The sequence below is a fragment of the Alphaproteobacteria bacterium genome (genome assembly GCA_016124955.1).
In the GTDB taxonomy this organism is placed as follows: domain Bacteria; phylum Pseudomonadota; class Alphaproteobacteria; order UBA9219; family RFNS01; genus RI-461.
Genome location: WGMR01000007.1, coordinates 219,957 through 234,688, shown reverse-complemented (window position 1 = coordinate 234,688; position 14,732 = coordinate 219,957). Strand labels below are relative to the sequence as shown.

Annotated in this window: 11 protein-coding genes; all 11 read right to left on the bottom strand. The window is 60.8% G+C overall.

The genetic code is table 11. From position 1 onward, the window contains the following. Positions 1 to 10: 10 nt before the first annotated feature. Positions 11 to 892, bottom strand: coding sequence for a hypothetical protein (locus GC131_07005; GenBank protein ID MBI1273815.1), 882 nt, complete (start codon positions 890 to 892; stop codon positions 11 to 13). A 24-nt stretch (positions 893 to 916) separates the two neighbouring features. Next, positions 917 to 1,378, bottom strand: coding sequence for a transglycosylase SLT domain-containing protein (locus GC131_07000; protein ID MBI1273814.1), 462 nt, complete (start codon positions 1,376 to 1,378; stop codon positions 917 to 919). An 8-nt stretch (positions 1,379 to 1,386) separates the two neighbouring features. Then, on the bottom strand, positions 1,387 to 2,277 hold the full coding sequence (locus GC131_06995; GenBank protein ID MBI1273813.1) for a hypothetical protein: 891 nt from the start codon (positions 2,275 to 2,277) through the stop codon (positions 1,387 to 1,389). Positions 2,278 to 2,524: 247 nt separating this feature from the next. Further along, the gene (locus GC131_06990) at positions 2,525 to 4,105 is read right to left on the bottom strand and encodes a hypothetical protein (protein MBI1273812.1); all 1,581 of its coding nucleotides are present in this window, start codon (positions 4,103 to 4,105) and stop codon (positions 2,525 to 2,527) included. Further along, complete coding sequence (locus tag GC131_06985; protein ID MBI1273811.1) at positions 4,102 to 4,644, bottom strand: hypothetical protein; 543 nt, start codon at positions 4,642 to 4,644, stop codon at positions 4,102 to 4,104. The genes GC131_06990 and GC131_06985 overlap by 4 nt, the downstream gene beginning before the upstream one ends. Positions 4,645 to 4,802: 158 nt before the next feature. After that, complete coding sequence (locus tag GC131_06980; protein MBI1273810.1) at positions 4,803 to 6,020, bottom strand: hypothetical protein; 1,218 nt, start codon at positions 6,018 to 6,020, stop codon at positions 4,803 to 4,805. A 42-nt stretch (positions 6,021 to 6,062) separates the two neighbouring features. Continuing rightward, on the bottom strand, positions 6,063 to 7,112 hold the full coding sequence (locus GC131_06975; GenBank protein ID MBI1273809.1) for a glycosyltransferase: 1,050 nt from the start codon (positions 7,110 to 7,112) through the stop codon (positions 6,063 to 6,065). Positions 7,113 to 7,156: 44 nt separating this feature from the next. Further along, positions 7,157 to 9,739 carry a TraM recognition domain-containing protein gene (locus tag GC131_06970; protein MBI1273808.1) on the bottom strand — a complete coding sequence of 861 codons (2,583 nt, stop codon included), beginning with the start codon at positions 9,737 to 9,739 and terminating at the stop codon, positions 7,157 to 7,159. A 116-nt stretch (positions 9,740 to 9,855) separates the two neighbouring features. Continuing rightward, the gene (locus GC131_06965; GenBank protein MBI1273807.1) at positions 9,856 to 10,329 is read right to left on the bottom strand and encodes a hypothetical protein; all 474 of its coding nucleotides are present in this window, start codon (positions 10,327 to 10,329) and stop codon (positions 9,856 to 9,858) included. A gap of 21 nt (positions 10,330 to 10,350) precedes the next feature. Beyond that, positions 10,351 to 11,535 carry a hypothetical protein gene (locus GC131_06960; protein ID MBI1273806.1) on the bottom strand — a complete coding sequence of 395 codons (1,185 nt, stop codon included), beginning with the start codon at positions 11,533 to 11,535 and terminating at the stop codon, positions 10,351 to 10,353. Between the two features lie 70 nt (positions 11,536 to 11,605). Next, on the bottom strand, positions 11,606 to 14,587 hold the full coding sequence (locus GC131_06955) for a type IV secretion protein IcmB (protein ID MBI1273805.1): 2,982 nt from the start codon (positions 14,585 to 14,587) through the stop codon (positions 11,606 to 11,608). Positions 14,588 to 14,732 lie beyond the last annotated feature (145 nt).

Sequence of the window (14,732 nt, the reverse complement as noted above, 5' to 3'; positions counted from 1 at the left end):
CGCGGATCCCCTAGCGTGCCACCAGATCATCGAGCACGGCGGCCATATTGTCAGGCTGACCGACAACGATCTTCACCTTGCCGCTGGCGTCACGATAAACCAGATAGGGCGTGTGCTCGATTTTCCAGCGAAGGACAATGCCGCCATTGGCGCGCACTTGTTGTATCGCACGGTCCGTCGCTTCACCGGCCAGCACCGATTTATCGTCGTCTATGAATGCGTTCCACGTTGCCAGCGGGGTTTCGGCGCGCAAAAACACCGCGGCTTCACGCTCGTTCTCGCTGCCCTGTGCGCCGATCGGAATGAGTTTGACGCGCAAGCCGCCAACCGAAACCACATCCCGCAGCGCCCGCCATGTCTCCTTGCAATAGGGACAGCGCGGATCGACAACCATCATAAGCAAGGGAGCGGTCGCTTCGCCCACGGTCATGCCCGCAGCACTTTCCATGTCGGCGATCAACTGTTCGCCCGGGCTTATCGCACCGCCCGGAACCGGCATGCCCTCTTTCTCTATGCTGACGGCCGGCGGCGGCGCGCCCTTGCCTGCGGCCAAACCTTCGACGCGGGCCTTCAGATCATCGTTTTTCGTTATCGCGGAAGCAATCTGCAGTTGAGTAATATTGCCGCCATCGCCAGAAATGATCGAGCCGCTGAAGATAAACCCGGTCTTGTCGGGCGTCAGATACAGCACGTTCAGCCGGCCGTTGTTTAAAATCAGCCAGCCATGCAGCCCGGAATGCTCACCGAGATAATAAAACTTCGTCCCCGAATCCTGCATCGCCTTGATCATCGGCATTTTTGCAATGTCAGGCTCGGCCGCCGGGGCGGGGGCGGGCGCGAACAACGCAAGCAGCAGCGCAAGCAACGGCAGAAACAGTGCGGGTTTTTTCATCGTTATGCCATATGGGATCATGCGTTATTCGGCGCGCGCCAGTTGGACAACCCGCGCGGTTTTCAAGCTTTGGCCATGGTCGATCAGGCCTTTGCGTTCCAGAACCGCCACGACCTTCTCCGCATAACTCTGGCCGCGCCACGGCGTGCCCGAATGATAGCGCGCGATCCCGCGGTAAAGCGAGCCGCCTTCCATGATCTTCTGTTTCAGGATCCATGCCGCGACATGCACATTGACGCAGCCGTCGTCGCGCACCCAGTGATGCGCGGTGCGGCGGTCAACGCGCCACAGCTTTTGCAGCTGCGGCAGCCAAAGCGTATTGACCTGCATCGGACCAAGATCATAGGAGCCGTTGGTGTTCATAACCTGCTGGCCGACACGCCCGCCCTCGACATGCATAATGCCGATCAGCACCGCGGGCGGCACCTGATAGGATTGCGCCGCGATCATCAAACAGGCAGCAAGGGCCTTTGCCGTAATCATCATGCCTCTCCTTATTGCCAGCCCTGCGCGTCAAGCCGCGCAGAGGCCGGTACTTCCAGGTAGGCAGCCAATGTAGCCAGCATACCCATACGTTGGTTAAAATTCTGCCACACCGGCCCCAGAGGCGGTTTTTGCTCGTTTTTGGCAAAATATTCGGCCCTCGCGGCCTCATCCATATAAAGCAGGCGGTCGGCTTCGGCATAATGGCTGTCGGCATAAACTTGGCCGGCAGCGCGCAGCACAGACCAGCAAAGAATGCGCCATTCGCCCGGGCTGGCGCCGGCAGGCGCAAGCGAACGCGTGATCTGATCTGCGGTTTTCACAAGCCGCTCGGCCACGTCAGCCACCAGGGAATGTTCGGCACGGCCAAAGGAATATTGTGCGACCGCGTTCACGACCGGCACCAAGGCCTCGATCGTCTTGGCGTGGAAAGTGGCGATCGAATTCGCGACCGGCTCCTGATCGCGCGGCGCAAGCGATTTGAACTTTTCCGCAAGGCCCGCGACATGCTGCAAAAGCGGCATCGCTTCATCCGGCGTCATGGCGCGGCCGGTGGCACGGTAATGTGCCGCCACCATCTGGCTCGCGCTCGCGGCAACCGCCCAGCGCACCCATTCCTGATCGATCTTCTCGCCAAGCCCGCCATCCACCATCGCGTGCGCGACATCGACCGTGCTGTCGATCAGCGCCGCCAGTACCTCGGCATCCTTGGCCTTATCGTGGGGCAGGTTGTTCTTGGCGGCTTCCTTGGCGGCAACGCCGGCAACTTCGGTCACCGCGCCAAGCAGCGGCGCGCCAACGTTGCGAATGGTGGCAACCAGTGCAGCAAGGCGCTGATCGGCCGCCCCGCCTTCCGGTGCGCCGGGCGAATTTGTGCCTGATGATGTCGAACCGTCGGCCATGGGCGCAGAAACTCGTTAATTCTCGGGGCTGTTGAAAAAGCAGGGAAACTGATTCACGAAGGGATACAAGCAATAGCCGGTTTTGCCCGAACGGGAAAGCAGCCACGGAAAATACGGGCGGAAACAGGCGTTTAACTCAACACAGCCCACAATGGCCAGAAAAAGTTAAAATTCTTGCAACGCAAACATGCATAAAACCCCAAGAAAACCCGGTGTAACCTGAATATTCGGGGATTTGCGGGTGGCGCTATTGGCCTGACAGGCGCAACAGCCCTCCGGTAACCGAGCTTTGCTTGCCCGGCACCGGCGTCACGGTGCTTGCGGTCGGCGTGCCATCTTTGCCATCTTGCGCGGCTTCGCGCTTTTCCTTTGCGCGCTTGGCAATTTCGGTAAGGCGTTTTTCATCCCATTTCTTGAAACGCGCCTCGACAACCGCTACCGGCTCGCCGGTCATTTCCGCAACCTGTCGCGGCGACATCATGGTCTTGTCGTCCAACAACGCCCGGTCACCTTCAATACTTGGCTCGGCGCCACTGCCTATGGTTGTCAGCGCAACACGCTGCACGCCGTCCATGGCTTCCTCGTTCGGGCGCCTCGTAGTAGCGGCGGCCTGAACAAGTTCCGCCCGTGCCGGCAATTGGTCGGCGGTTGGCATGGAGCCCAGTTCTTCCATGGTTGTTTCCGATTCAAACGTCAGCGCCTTGATTTCGTTAATCGCATACATGCAAAGCGGTTTACCTTCTGCGAACTCCTTGATCTCCGGGTCATATGGCGGCTCATTGAGCTTATGATCCTCAATCAGTTCGTTGATCCCTTCGCGTAACGTTTGCAGGCTTTCGGCGGCCGGGGTCTCGCTTGGGTTTTCGTACGAGGTTTTCAGGCCGATCGCGAGGTCAATCGTAAAAGATACGCCGTTCTTCTTCAACCGCACGCGCGAATTAACCGCACCGGCCGAGATATCCGCAGGTGAAAGCGTGCTGTTGTTCGGCATTGCCGCGGTGGGGCCGATAACGTTCTTGCGCCACAGAATCGCAAGCACATAACGCTGCTGTTCGGGCGACAGATCCCGGAACTTCTGCGCGGCCGCAGCACCATCGCGGGATGTAAGGATTGCGTTCAGCTTGGTTTGGGTTGGCCTTTGCAGACAAAGGTATTTCTGGAAAATCCCGGCCACGTTTTGATCAAGCCCTTCTTCGCCATCGGTGACGCAATTAAGCTTAGTGAACACCTCGGGCGACATATCGGAAGGCTGGCGGCGGAAACCGGCACGGCACGCGAACATGTAATCCCAAGTCATTTGTTTTGTGCCCGTGGGGCCGTCTTCTGGCTTGCGTCCTTCGGCATCTACACCAGACCTGGCAGATGCGATCGCACCGCTACGCGCCAGCGCACCCCCGGCATGGCTGGCTTGCCCAAGCAAGCGTGTTTGACAGGTTCGGCTCAGGGTATTCGGGGCGTATTCAGCCAGCTGCGCGCCGACCGTGCCCCCCATTTCGGTGGCGCGGGCATGGCCTGCGGCCGCATCTTCCCTTGCGCTGTCCGCTTCCTGCCCTATAAGCCCCTGAAGCACGCCTGAAACGGCATGAAACGCACGCTGAATATTCTCAAGAATCCATTGTCCTTGTGTCAGCGCAAAGCGGATGGCCTGCTGCGCGAATTCAACAATATTTTTCCCGACCGCAACGGGATCAAACACAATCATCTGGGCGGCGGCGGGTTGCGGCGCGGCAACTGTCATCGGCATGGCCAGCGCAAGGGCAAGCGCCGCAGCGCCGATAACCTTCTTGATCCTTTGCCAGATCATACCCTTCATGTCTGTCTTTCTCATGGTATGTTCACCATCTGCGGTTCAAGACAGTAATCCTGCACATCGCGGATCACGAAACCGGCCAATGACGACATATAGCTTTGCAGATCGCCGCAATCCGGCATATTCAGGCTCGGCCGCTGCAGTCCATAAAGATTGATATCCCCGCCGCATACGGCGCCAGCCGCCTGGCGAATGGCGCTTTTGGCCGCGTTGATGCCAAGCCGCACGGCCTGCGTCGCCACGGCGCTGGCAAAAGCGTTCGGGTCGGAAATATCGGAAAGCGTATAATACTGGCCAAGCAAATTCCGGATGCCGAACATGCTGTCGGTATTGGGGCTCGGCGGTTGCGGACAAAGCGCGGCGCGGGTGCGGGCCATCACGGCTTCGCGTCTGGCGCGTTCTATGGCCTGACAATCTTCTTCGGTGCAGCCTTGCGGGCATTCTACGGTGGTCAAGGTCTCGGCCGCCGCAGGCTTCGCGCTTATCGCCATGGCGGGCAGAAAAAGGGCGCAAAGCGCAAGCGGCAGCAGCGAGAACCGTTCGACCATCTGCTTCATTGCCCCATCCCTGCAAACACGTTCATAATGCCGATGCGACCGCCGGGCCATGCGGCCCCGCCCGTCGCTACACTCAATCCTAAACATTTTAATGATATTGCAGGAAACCTTAGTGAAAAGTTAATAACACGCGACTTTATGCTGAATCATAGGGTTGGCTATTGGCCATTCGGCACCGTTTGGCCCCGCAGGCGGGCAAACCAGAAGCAGGCCAGCGCAAACGTGGCCCAGAGCGAATCTGCCCATGCATCGAAAGCCAGCAGCGCCATGGCGGTAGCGGCGGCCCAGGCGGCCAGCATATAGGGCCGGAACATAATGCTTCCCGCCGCCCGCGCCAGGAGCAGGAGCGCAAAAACAAGCCCGACCAGAAGCCCGAGCGGGCCAAGTTCCACCCAAGCCTGCATCAGCGCGTTATGCGTATGCGAAGCCGGGCCCTGCACAATATGATAGAGCGCGGCATGCGTCGAAGCGGTATCGAGCTGACCGCTGGTGCCGGCGCCCCATCCGGTTAGCGGGCGATCAAGGATACGGGCGGCGACGTAATCCCATATCTCCATCCTGTGTTGCCATGAAGGTGGAAAGCGGGAAATCTGCTCCGCGTAATTTGCAAACAAAATGCGCGCAGCAAAGGGCCACCCGATGCCGTAAATCGCGAAGCCTGCGCCGAGCCCGGCCGCGATCAGGCGCGGCCACGCATGCGCGAGCAGAAAGACCGCGCCGCCGACAAGCAGGGAAAGCACCACGGTGCTGGATTCGCCGAACAAGGCAACGAAAAGCGTGACGCCAAAAAGTGTCAGCGCCGTTTGTTTGTACCGGGCGGCGGCCAGCCCGGCCAGAAGCGGCCAGATCAGCACCGAAAGATAACAAAACCCGCGATTGTAATAGTTCAAAATGCTTGAAAGCGGCGCCGCCGGGTCTTCCGTAAAACCGAACAGGCGCAACACCGGCCCGTCGGCCATGAATTCGCACCAGAACAAAAGCAGCAAAAGCAGCACTGCGCCCGCCATCCATTTATACCACACGAATGGCGGCCCGGCCTCTTCCGGCACCGCCGTCAAAAGCCAGAGCGGCACCATGATGCTGATAAGTTCGAGCACCGTATGCCACGAAACGGCGGGGTCCATGCTATGCAGCGCCGAAAGCCCGGCGAGCAAAAGAAAAGCGGCCAGCAGAAACCCAAGGCTTCTATCGGGCGCCGGAAACCGGTGCCGCGACCATGTCGCCAGGCCATAAAGCAAAAGCGCGCCGCCGATACCGACCGCAGCCATCGCGCCGCCCTTGAGCGCGCCAAGCGTCACCGCAAGCGTAAGCACGAACATAACTGCGCGCGGCAAAAGATAGGCAGACCAAAGCGAACCGAGTGTTTGCATGCGCATGGCAGTCACCGTCGCGGCGGGGTTGGATAAATGCAGCCGCAGCTACACATTCATATCATGGCTTATGGCGCGGTAAAGCGCGATCATGCGCGCCGTGCTGGCGGCGGGGGAATAAACTTCCCCGTGTTTGCGCGCCGCGCTGGCGACAAGCTTTTCCGCAAGGCCCGGCTCGTCCAGCACGCGGCGCACCGCGCCTGCCAGCGCCGTCGCATCATCGACCGGGACCAGCAAGCCATCCTCACCATCGCTGATTGTCGCCGCGGGCCCTGTCGCGCGGGCCGCGATCACCGGTTTGCCCGCCGCCCACCCTTCAAGCACCACGGTGCCGAACGGTTCGTAGCGCGAAGGCATCACGACGATATCGGCAGCGCGAATGAGCGCGCCGCGATCGTTGCGCCAACCGAGAAAATGCGCACGCCCGGCAACGCCGAGCTTCTGCGCTTGCGCCTTCAGCTCGGCTTCAAGCGGCCCGTCCCCCGCCAGCCACGCGTGGCAATCGGGCAGATCGCGCAAGGCCTGCAACAGCGTATCGAGCCCTTTCTTGGGATGCAGCCGCGAAAGCGCCAGCAACACTTTGGCGCCGGCGGGAATAATCGGCATGGCTTCGGCGGAAGCGCCGCCATCAACGATGTTTGCGAAGGTCGTTTGCAGCGATGCCCGGTTTTCCGGAATACCGAGCTTTCCAAGACCCCGCTTTATATGCGCGGCGATATCGGCGGTAACGCCGATGAAATGCGTGCAGGCTCTGAAATATTTTACATCGTAATAACCGCCAAACCAGCCGATCAGCGCCATGCCCGGCACGCGCGGCGCCAACGCAGCGCCGCGGCGCATCCAGCTATGCACAATGGCCGGGCGTAGCTGCAGCACGAGCCGGCGAATAGCGGCGCGCTGCAAAAAAGCCAGCGGCCAGCGCAGCGGACCGGGATAAATTTTTACCCCCGCGGCCCGCAACACGGGAAAACATTGGTGTCGTTCGCTGCACACAACGGCCTGTTCCACCCCGTCGCGGTGCAAGTGCAGGACAAGATCGGCGAAATAGGTTTCGGCCCCGCCGTTGCCCTTGCTGGCCATGATATGGAGAATCAGCATGCCGAACAGATATCAGAGAAAGCAACGGGCCGGAAGGCGGCCGGCTATTCCGCGTCGTCGGTGCCCGCCGCACCGCCCGCGCCCTTATTCGCACCGAACAGGCCGCGGCTGAGCGCGTTCGCGCTCTTGCGCACGACATCGGCAACATCGCTCGGCAAAACAAGATCCTTTTCGCTTATCTGCACATCGCCGCTTTTGGTCACGACGCTGAAATCGCCCGCGCCGCCGCCCATTTTGCGCGGCGGGCCGCCGACGCCGGGGGTTTCCTGATGCCCGCCGCCTGGCACCACGCCTTCATCGCCTTGCCGCAATGGCGGCGCGGCACCCGGCACGGCGCCCGCACCAACCGGCACAGCGCTTTCGTCGCCCGCGCGCAGCGGCGGCACTTCGCGGAATTCCTGTTCTGGCGCAGCTTGGCGGGCCTGCACCGGGGCCGTTTGTTGCGGAGCCGCGGGCGCGCTTTCGGGTTCCGGCTTCGCTTCTTGCGGCGCCGGGCGGGCGGGCGGCGCACCCGTGCCGTCACCGGCGGTTTCGCGGGCGACGGGCGTTTCCGCATCATCGCCGCCGATACCGGCCGCAAGTTCGGCCAGCGATGCGACCGCAATCGCGCCGGCCTCGACCGGCGTTTTGCCCGCGCTTTTCGCGGTTTCGTAATTGACCGCAAGCGCGGTCAGCTCCGGCGTGACCTTGGCGGGCTGCGAGGCATCTTCCGCCTTCCAGTCCGGATCTTTCAGGCTTGCGGTCAGATCATGCATCGCGCGTTCGCGCGCGCCAGTTGATGACGTGGTGCCGGGAACCGGAAGGAATTTGTGCACGCGCAACGCTCTTACCTTTGGCGGCTTGATGTGCAGCAACCGCAGCTTCGAGAAAAATTCGTAATAGAAGATAAACACTTCGCCTTCGCGCAATTTGCGCGCCTTATCGAAAGTGGTGCGGGGCCGAAGCTCGAACTTGCCCGTCTGTTTGGTATCGACGAAGGCGGTATCGGAAAACAGGCTGCCGATGCTGCCGGTCGGCACGCTGAAGTTCGAAGCGACCGCCATGTATTCGTCGCCCACCTGGTCCATATAGAATTTCTTGGTATCGAGCGGGTCTTCGATCTTGCCGAACATCTTGATGTTACAGTTGCCGAGGATCGAGCGCGCTTCCTGCTTCACGCGTTTTTCCATGGCCGGAATATCCTGCGCCGCGAACACCATCGAGAACCCCAATGAACGCGCCTGCGCCGCCATCACCGCCATGCCGGGCGCGGTATAGTAGCCAACTTCGTCGAACACCGTCATGAAAGATGCCATCGATTTCGCCTGCTTGGCGCCGATCGCAGCTTCCCACGTGCCTTCGACCGTGTTGCCGAGCGTCATGCCCATCATACCCTTCAGGCAGGCGGCGATGATTTTACCGAGGTTGGCGGCTTCATCGCCCGATTTTTCCAAAGCCGGGATCAGCGCGATCAGGATGCGGCGGTTGAGCACGACATCGAGCACGTCGATATCCGCCAGCTGCGCCTTGAAGATATAGCCGTATTCGTCGGCCAGCGATTGCAGCGCGCGGGTATATTGCATCGAAAGATAGCCGTGTTGCTGGCGCGCGACCTGCAAATCGTACATCGGCTGGTCGGGCGAAGGCGGGCGCTCATGGCCTTCGTCATCGAACGCTTCGTCAACGAAGCCCGGCAGCGTATTCAAATAGCCCTGCAAGCCGCGCACCACGCGTTCGGGCATGTTGGGATCGCGCGAAAGGCGGATGATGGGCCCGAGCTCGAGATGATCGCGCACCACGCCGACATCGAGCAAAAGACCCTGCTTGTCGCGCTTCCATGTCAGCGCGGGCATCAGCGCGAACATCAGCGCCACCGCGCGCTCTTTCCACATCGCGTTATCGCCGCCCGCATCCGGCATCAGGCTGACGATCATGTTGCTGAGATAGGAAGCCGAACCGTTCGAAAACGGGTTCATCGAATTGGAAACCGCGCCGTCGTCCGAGTTGCCGGTCATGTAATTCAAAATCAGCACGTCGTCATCGCGGCCGAAACGGCGGGCGACGGAATACAAATCGGCCCACAAATCGGTGTCCGCCTTGCCGTCAACGTAAACGTAGCCCGAACCCCAAGTCAGCGAATTGGTGACAAGCGATTTAAGCCCTTCCGTCTTACCGGCGCCGGTGGTGCCGATATACAGGAAGTGCGTGCGCGCATCGCTATTGGTTACCCAGGCTTCCTTGCCGGTGGGGTTTTCGTTGCCGATGAAAAGGATGCCTTCGGCCTTGCCCGGAGCGCCGGTGCCCGGCACAGGGTTGTTGGGATCGCGGATCTTGCGGCCCGCATAGGCCGGCAATTTAAAGGGAAGTTTGAACGGGCTTTTCAGCACCCAGCGGTAATACAGCAACCCGAAGAGCAGGACGAAATCCGCAAGCGTCGAGAATTCGGGCGAAAGAGCGAGGGAGAGCGCGAGGCCGATCATGATCAGCCCGCAATGCTCCATCTTGCTCATGAACAGCAAGAAGCGCGATGATAACGGGCTTATATCCCGGTACCAATAGGCTTCCTTCATTTGCATGTCTTGGACTGGCGTAACCATGCTGCTCTTCCGCTGTCTTGCCAAAACGGGGCTGCAAACAACCCCATCCATGCCTTACGATTGGACGGTTAATATACCTTAAAACGCCGCAAAAATCTTGTCTTTCCTGTCCCTCTGCCACCAACGCCCTCCGGCGCGCAAACGCCGGCTTCATGCATTTCAGGCACTTACGGCGCCTGCAGCACTTCGTCGGCCGACAAGGGAATGCCCGAAGGTGTCGGCGCCGGTAACGCCACTTGTCCCGGCTGGATTTGCGCTACGCCGATTTTGCCGCCAGCATCGCCGCTTGAAACACCGTTAAGCGCAACAGCGCCGATCAGCAAAATGACCGTGATCGTCGCGGTGATGGCGGCGGTGCGGATCACTTTGTTCAGCAAGCTGGAGGGCGAGGACATAAGCGCGCGCTGCACGCATGCGAAGGCGGTATCAACCTCTTCCCGCGTGGCGAAGCGCGCCACCACGGTAAATTCACCGCGCGACGACATGATCCCGAGTTCCCATTCGCCTTCCTTGCCCTGAATGGCGACGGCAAAGCTGTGATTTTTATCGAGATCCATGCGCCAAACGGTCGGCGGGTTGCTATCGCGGAACAGCGCAACAAGCGCCCGTTCGTTGATCGTGGCCTTGGTTGCAACCATCATGTTTCCCCCTTCACCTTTCTTTTACTTTGCCTTCGAACGTCCTACTTTGCCAGCTTTTCCGTTTTCCGCAAGCGGCGGAATCTTGGCCTGCGTATTGGCAAGATACTGGTTCAGCGTCACGATCGCGGTATCGATGCGCGGTATGGGCAAGGGCTTTTGCGCAATCTCCTCGGCCATGAAATGCGCCATGGCGCCGGCGCCTTCGCTATGGAACGCCCGGCGGCCGAAATTGTTGAGCGGGTACCAAAGATCGCGGTCGGCGCCGCGCAACCACAGAAATTGTGCGGGCGCGAGCACGCCGCCCATGGCGCGCGCCCATTTCAGCATGCCGATCATCGCGGTCGTGCGCCACGCATAACGCGCCGCGACGGGCTCGATCGTCCCGCCCAGCTCCGGATCGCGTAAAATTTTCTCGATTTTCTCGCGTAATTTATCTGTCACCACCAGCCCGGCCTTGTGCGACCAGCACATCGCGATCTCGCCCAGCAATTCCTCGGCCTCCTCGCGGCGCTGCGCGCCCTTGACCGCGAAAGCCGCAATCAACGCCTTGATGTGGATCGGCACGTTGCCGAAGCCGTTCCAGCGCGGGCCGAGTTGCTGGGTAAAGGCGCGCCGGGTGGCTTCGCGTTCGGGGATGCCGTTCACGACCTTGATGCGGTGAAAGGCGATCCATTCTTCCGGCGCCAGCGCTTCGGCAAACAGCGGCAGCGTGCTGGGCACGGGCGTATTGTAATTGCGGGCGCTGGAATTGATCGGATCGAAATCGACGATCGGGTTGATCACCGGCCACACCTTGGCCTGGTATTTGATCAGCGTTTCAAGATTAAAGTTGTGGGTAAAGCCGACGCGATTGGAGAAAAAGGCGGCATAGACGCCGATTCCGCCAATGACCAGCACCGCCGGCCACTTGATATAGTACATCACGATACCGTTGACCTGCGCCGAAACATCGCTGGTGAAGCGGGTTGGCGGCACCGTCTGTTCCTTGGCGGCGGTCGCATTCTTGATGAATTCGAGCCAGTCGCCATGGTTGCCGGTCAGGCCATTGATGATGCTCAGTTCGCCGACACGCAGCCAGCGCATGGCTTCCATGAAATAAACGCCGAGGAAATACCAGGCCAGCGCCCCGACCACGAACAGAAAAATCAGCAGGAAGAAGAATGCCGTTGAACTGTCGTCCCTGCCTCCGCCGCCTCCGCCGCTCATTGCTTCACCCCGTATGCCATGCTTGCATGCCGCAACCTAGCGCCTTTCGGCGCGCCCGTCATCCCGTCTCTCATGTTTGCTCGGCCCCATGGCCCAGCACCTGAGCCGCCAGCTCATCGACCAGCTCCTGCACAACAACGGTCGAAGCACCGCTTTCGACCTCGCCGCTTTCGGTGCGCATGATCACGCGACGGCGGATTTCCTGCCGCGCGCTGCCGCCGGGGAAGTTCTGCGCCAGCACCTGCCTGGCGCGGGCGGCACCGAGTTTTTCGTAAAGGCGCGTACGCAGCGTCACGTCTTCGGCCGATGTCGAAAGCGCCCACAGCTCAATGGGGCCCAGCGTGTTGATCAGATGCTGTTCATAACGTCCCTCGTTGGTGCTGAGCAGCATCAGCACCGGGGCGCCCGAAGGCCGCGGACCGGTCAGCCGGTAACGCATCACCCAGCGCGCGGTATCGGAAAGGCCGAAACATTGCGCGGTCGCGTTGATCGCGCGTTCGCTCACGGCCGTACCGCAGATCCATACGCCGGTCGCAAGATCGACCATGTCGCTGGAAAAATCCTCAAGCAATTGGGATGCGAGCACGATCTGCACGCCCCATTTACGGCCTTCGCGCACGTCGCGCACGACCTGCGAGCGCACGGCGGGTGTCTTGCTGGTGCGGTGGAATTCGTCGTAGCAAATACGCTTCGGGCTTTCCCGGATCTCGCGGATGCGCTGCTCGTGATAGGCACGGTATTTTTCAGGAATCGAGCGCAGCGCATCCGGCCCCATCCACCAATGCCGCACCAGCGCATGCCGCGCGAGCATATACATGATCGCGGTCTGCCTGTCGGCGTTATCGTCGCCCTGCGGCGCCACATCCTGCAAATCGACCGCGCACACCCGGGCGCCGCCGATATCGAACCGCGTGATCGAAGCGAGGATCGGGAATTCGCGCACCGCCGAAGCGATCATGCGCTCGAACGCGTGGATCACGCCTTCGGCCGAACCGCCGATCTGGGTTTCTTCGAGCAATGTACGAATTTGCGGGCGGCGCGCCGCCGTCACGGCATCGACCAGCGTCGGCACGGCGTGGCGCTGCGCCAGCATCGCTTCGTGGAACAGTTCGCGTTCGTGCAGCGCATCCACAACTTCCCACCAGTACGGTTCGGGCGGCAGGCGCAGATCGTGTTTCTGTATGGCTTCGTCCACATCCGCCTCGACGCGCGCGAGATAGGGGCGCGCTTCCGTATTCGCGCCGCTGTCGTCGCGCCAACGGTACATTTCATCGACCACAAAGCCGACAAGTTGCGTCATGCCGTCATAGGGCTGTTCCTGCCCCGGCGGCGTGCAGAGCAGCACCAGCAATTCGCCAAGATAGGAACGCTCATCCGGCATCGGGTAGCGGCAGCCGAGCTGGGTGTCGAACGGATTGACCGAATATTCCGGCGTCATGCGCAGCTTGAAATGCATCGCTTCATAGCGCCGTTCGGGCGGCAGCGCATCGCGCAGCAGCGATATAAGGCCGGAGGAAGATGGCCCGATATCGAGCACGGCGATGAAGGGCAAGCGCGCGATACCGGCCGAAAGACAGGTGCCGAGGTTGAGCGCGTTCATCAGCACCGATTTACCGGCGCCGGGTTGTGCGAAAATCAGATCGAACCATGTGGTGGTGAGCGTCGTACCCATCTGGTAGGGCCATGTACGGCCATCGGCGGTACGGAACAGCACCGAGCCTTCATCGAACGGCGAGCAGGCGCGCTGCCACGGCAGCAGCTTTACAACTTCGCGCAAGGGCGCGATCGCGGTCGGCGCGGTCGAAGCGCAGGCGACGCCGAGCGCCGACGACATCACGCATTCCAGCGGGTCGCCGCCTGCGCTGGAAGCCTGGCAATAGCCCCATGATTCGACCGCCTGCGTCAGCGAAGCGAGCCGCGTTTCGATCAGCCGCTCTTCCCCGGCGGGGGCGAAGGTTGCAAAGGAAATGCGCAGCTTCACGATCGGTTCGCTCTGCGAAAGATGTTGCAGCGCGTCGAGCGAACGTTTGATGGATTTGTTCACGTCGCTCGAAAAAGCGAGCACGGAGGAAATGAATTTCTTGAACCCTTCGCCCTGCATGCCGCCGCCTTCGATCAGGAAGGACATGCGGAAGGGCGTGTCGCTATCGATCAGGCGCGCGAGCAACTGGGTGAAGGGCGAAGGTTCCGCCGGCGCAAGCGTTAGATCCAGCGCGCCCCAAAGCGTATCGCCGATCCGGGCAACGGTGGGGGAAATGATCTTGGCGTCGCCCGTTGACAATTGCTGGCGCAGCGGCGGCCACAGCACATCGGAAAAATCGCGCGATTTTTTCGGCAAGCGCGGCATAAGCGGATCGCCCGGCAGGTTCGCGCGCCACTGGTCGTTGCGCAGCTGAGGATAGATGCTGGTCCGGATCGCGGCCAGCGCTTCGTGCACTTCCATGGCGCCGACCTTGATCCCGACATCTTCGAACGCGGCCAGCGAGGCGGAAACGTAGCTTTTATGGCGCACCCGGAGCGGTTCCAGCGCGGCATGCGGATGCTGGGCCTGCGTGGCTTTGACCCACTTCTTCTTGCCGCGCTCTTCGAACGCCTTTTTCATATCCGCGGCAGGCACCGCGGTGGGCCGCGTCCATAATGCCAGATAGATATCTTCGTGCGCCAGAAAGCGCGCAAGATTACGGCGGCGTTCGCCAAGCAAATCATCGAGATCGAGCTGTACCGCCTTGGCGGCCTGCCGGTTTGGCTTCATGTTGCGGTCGAGTTCGTGCCAGACCGCACCGGGGTCGCGCAAGAAATAGAATTGCATCGCATGACCGGGCCGGTCGAAGCGTGCGCCGAGCTTTACGCTCGCCTGATCCACAATCCATTGATATTCGCTGTCGCCGATAATCTGTTTTGCGCCATGGACGCGCACCAGCGTCATCAGCGAACCGTCGGCCGTAACCAGCGTGCGCTCGTCATCGGCGGTTTCAAGCTGGATGAACGCCTCCACCGGCTGGCGGACCGCCAGCAGGCCTGCGGCAAACAATTCGTCCAGAAAATTCAGCATGCGCCGGACCGGGAAATCCTTCGGGGTGGAAACAACGGGGCTACCCAGACAAAATGACTGAATCAGCCAAACAAATCAAAAGATTATTAACACAAGGTTGAAGGGGCGGCGGGGAGCGGGCAAGCAGCGCAGCCAGGCGGAAGAA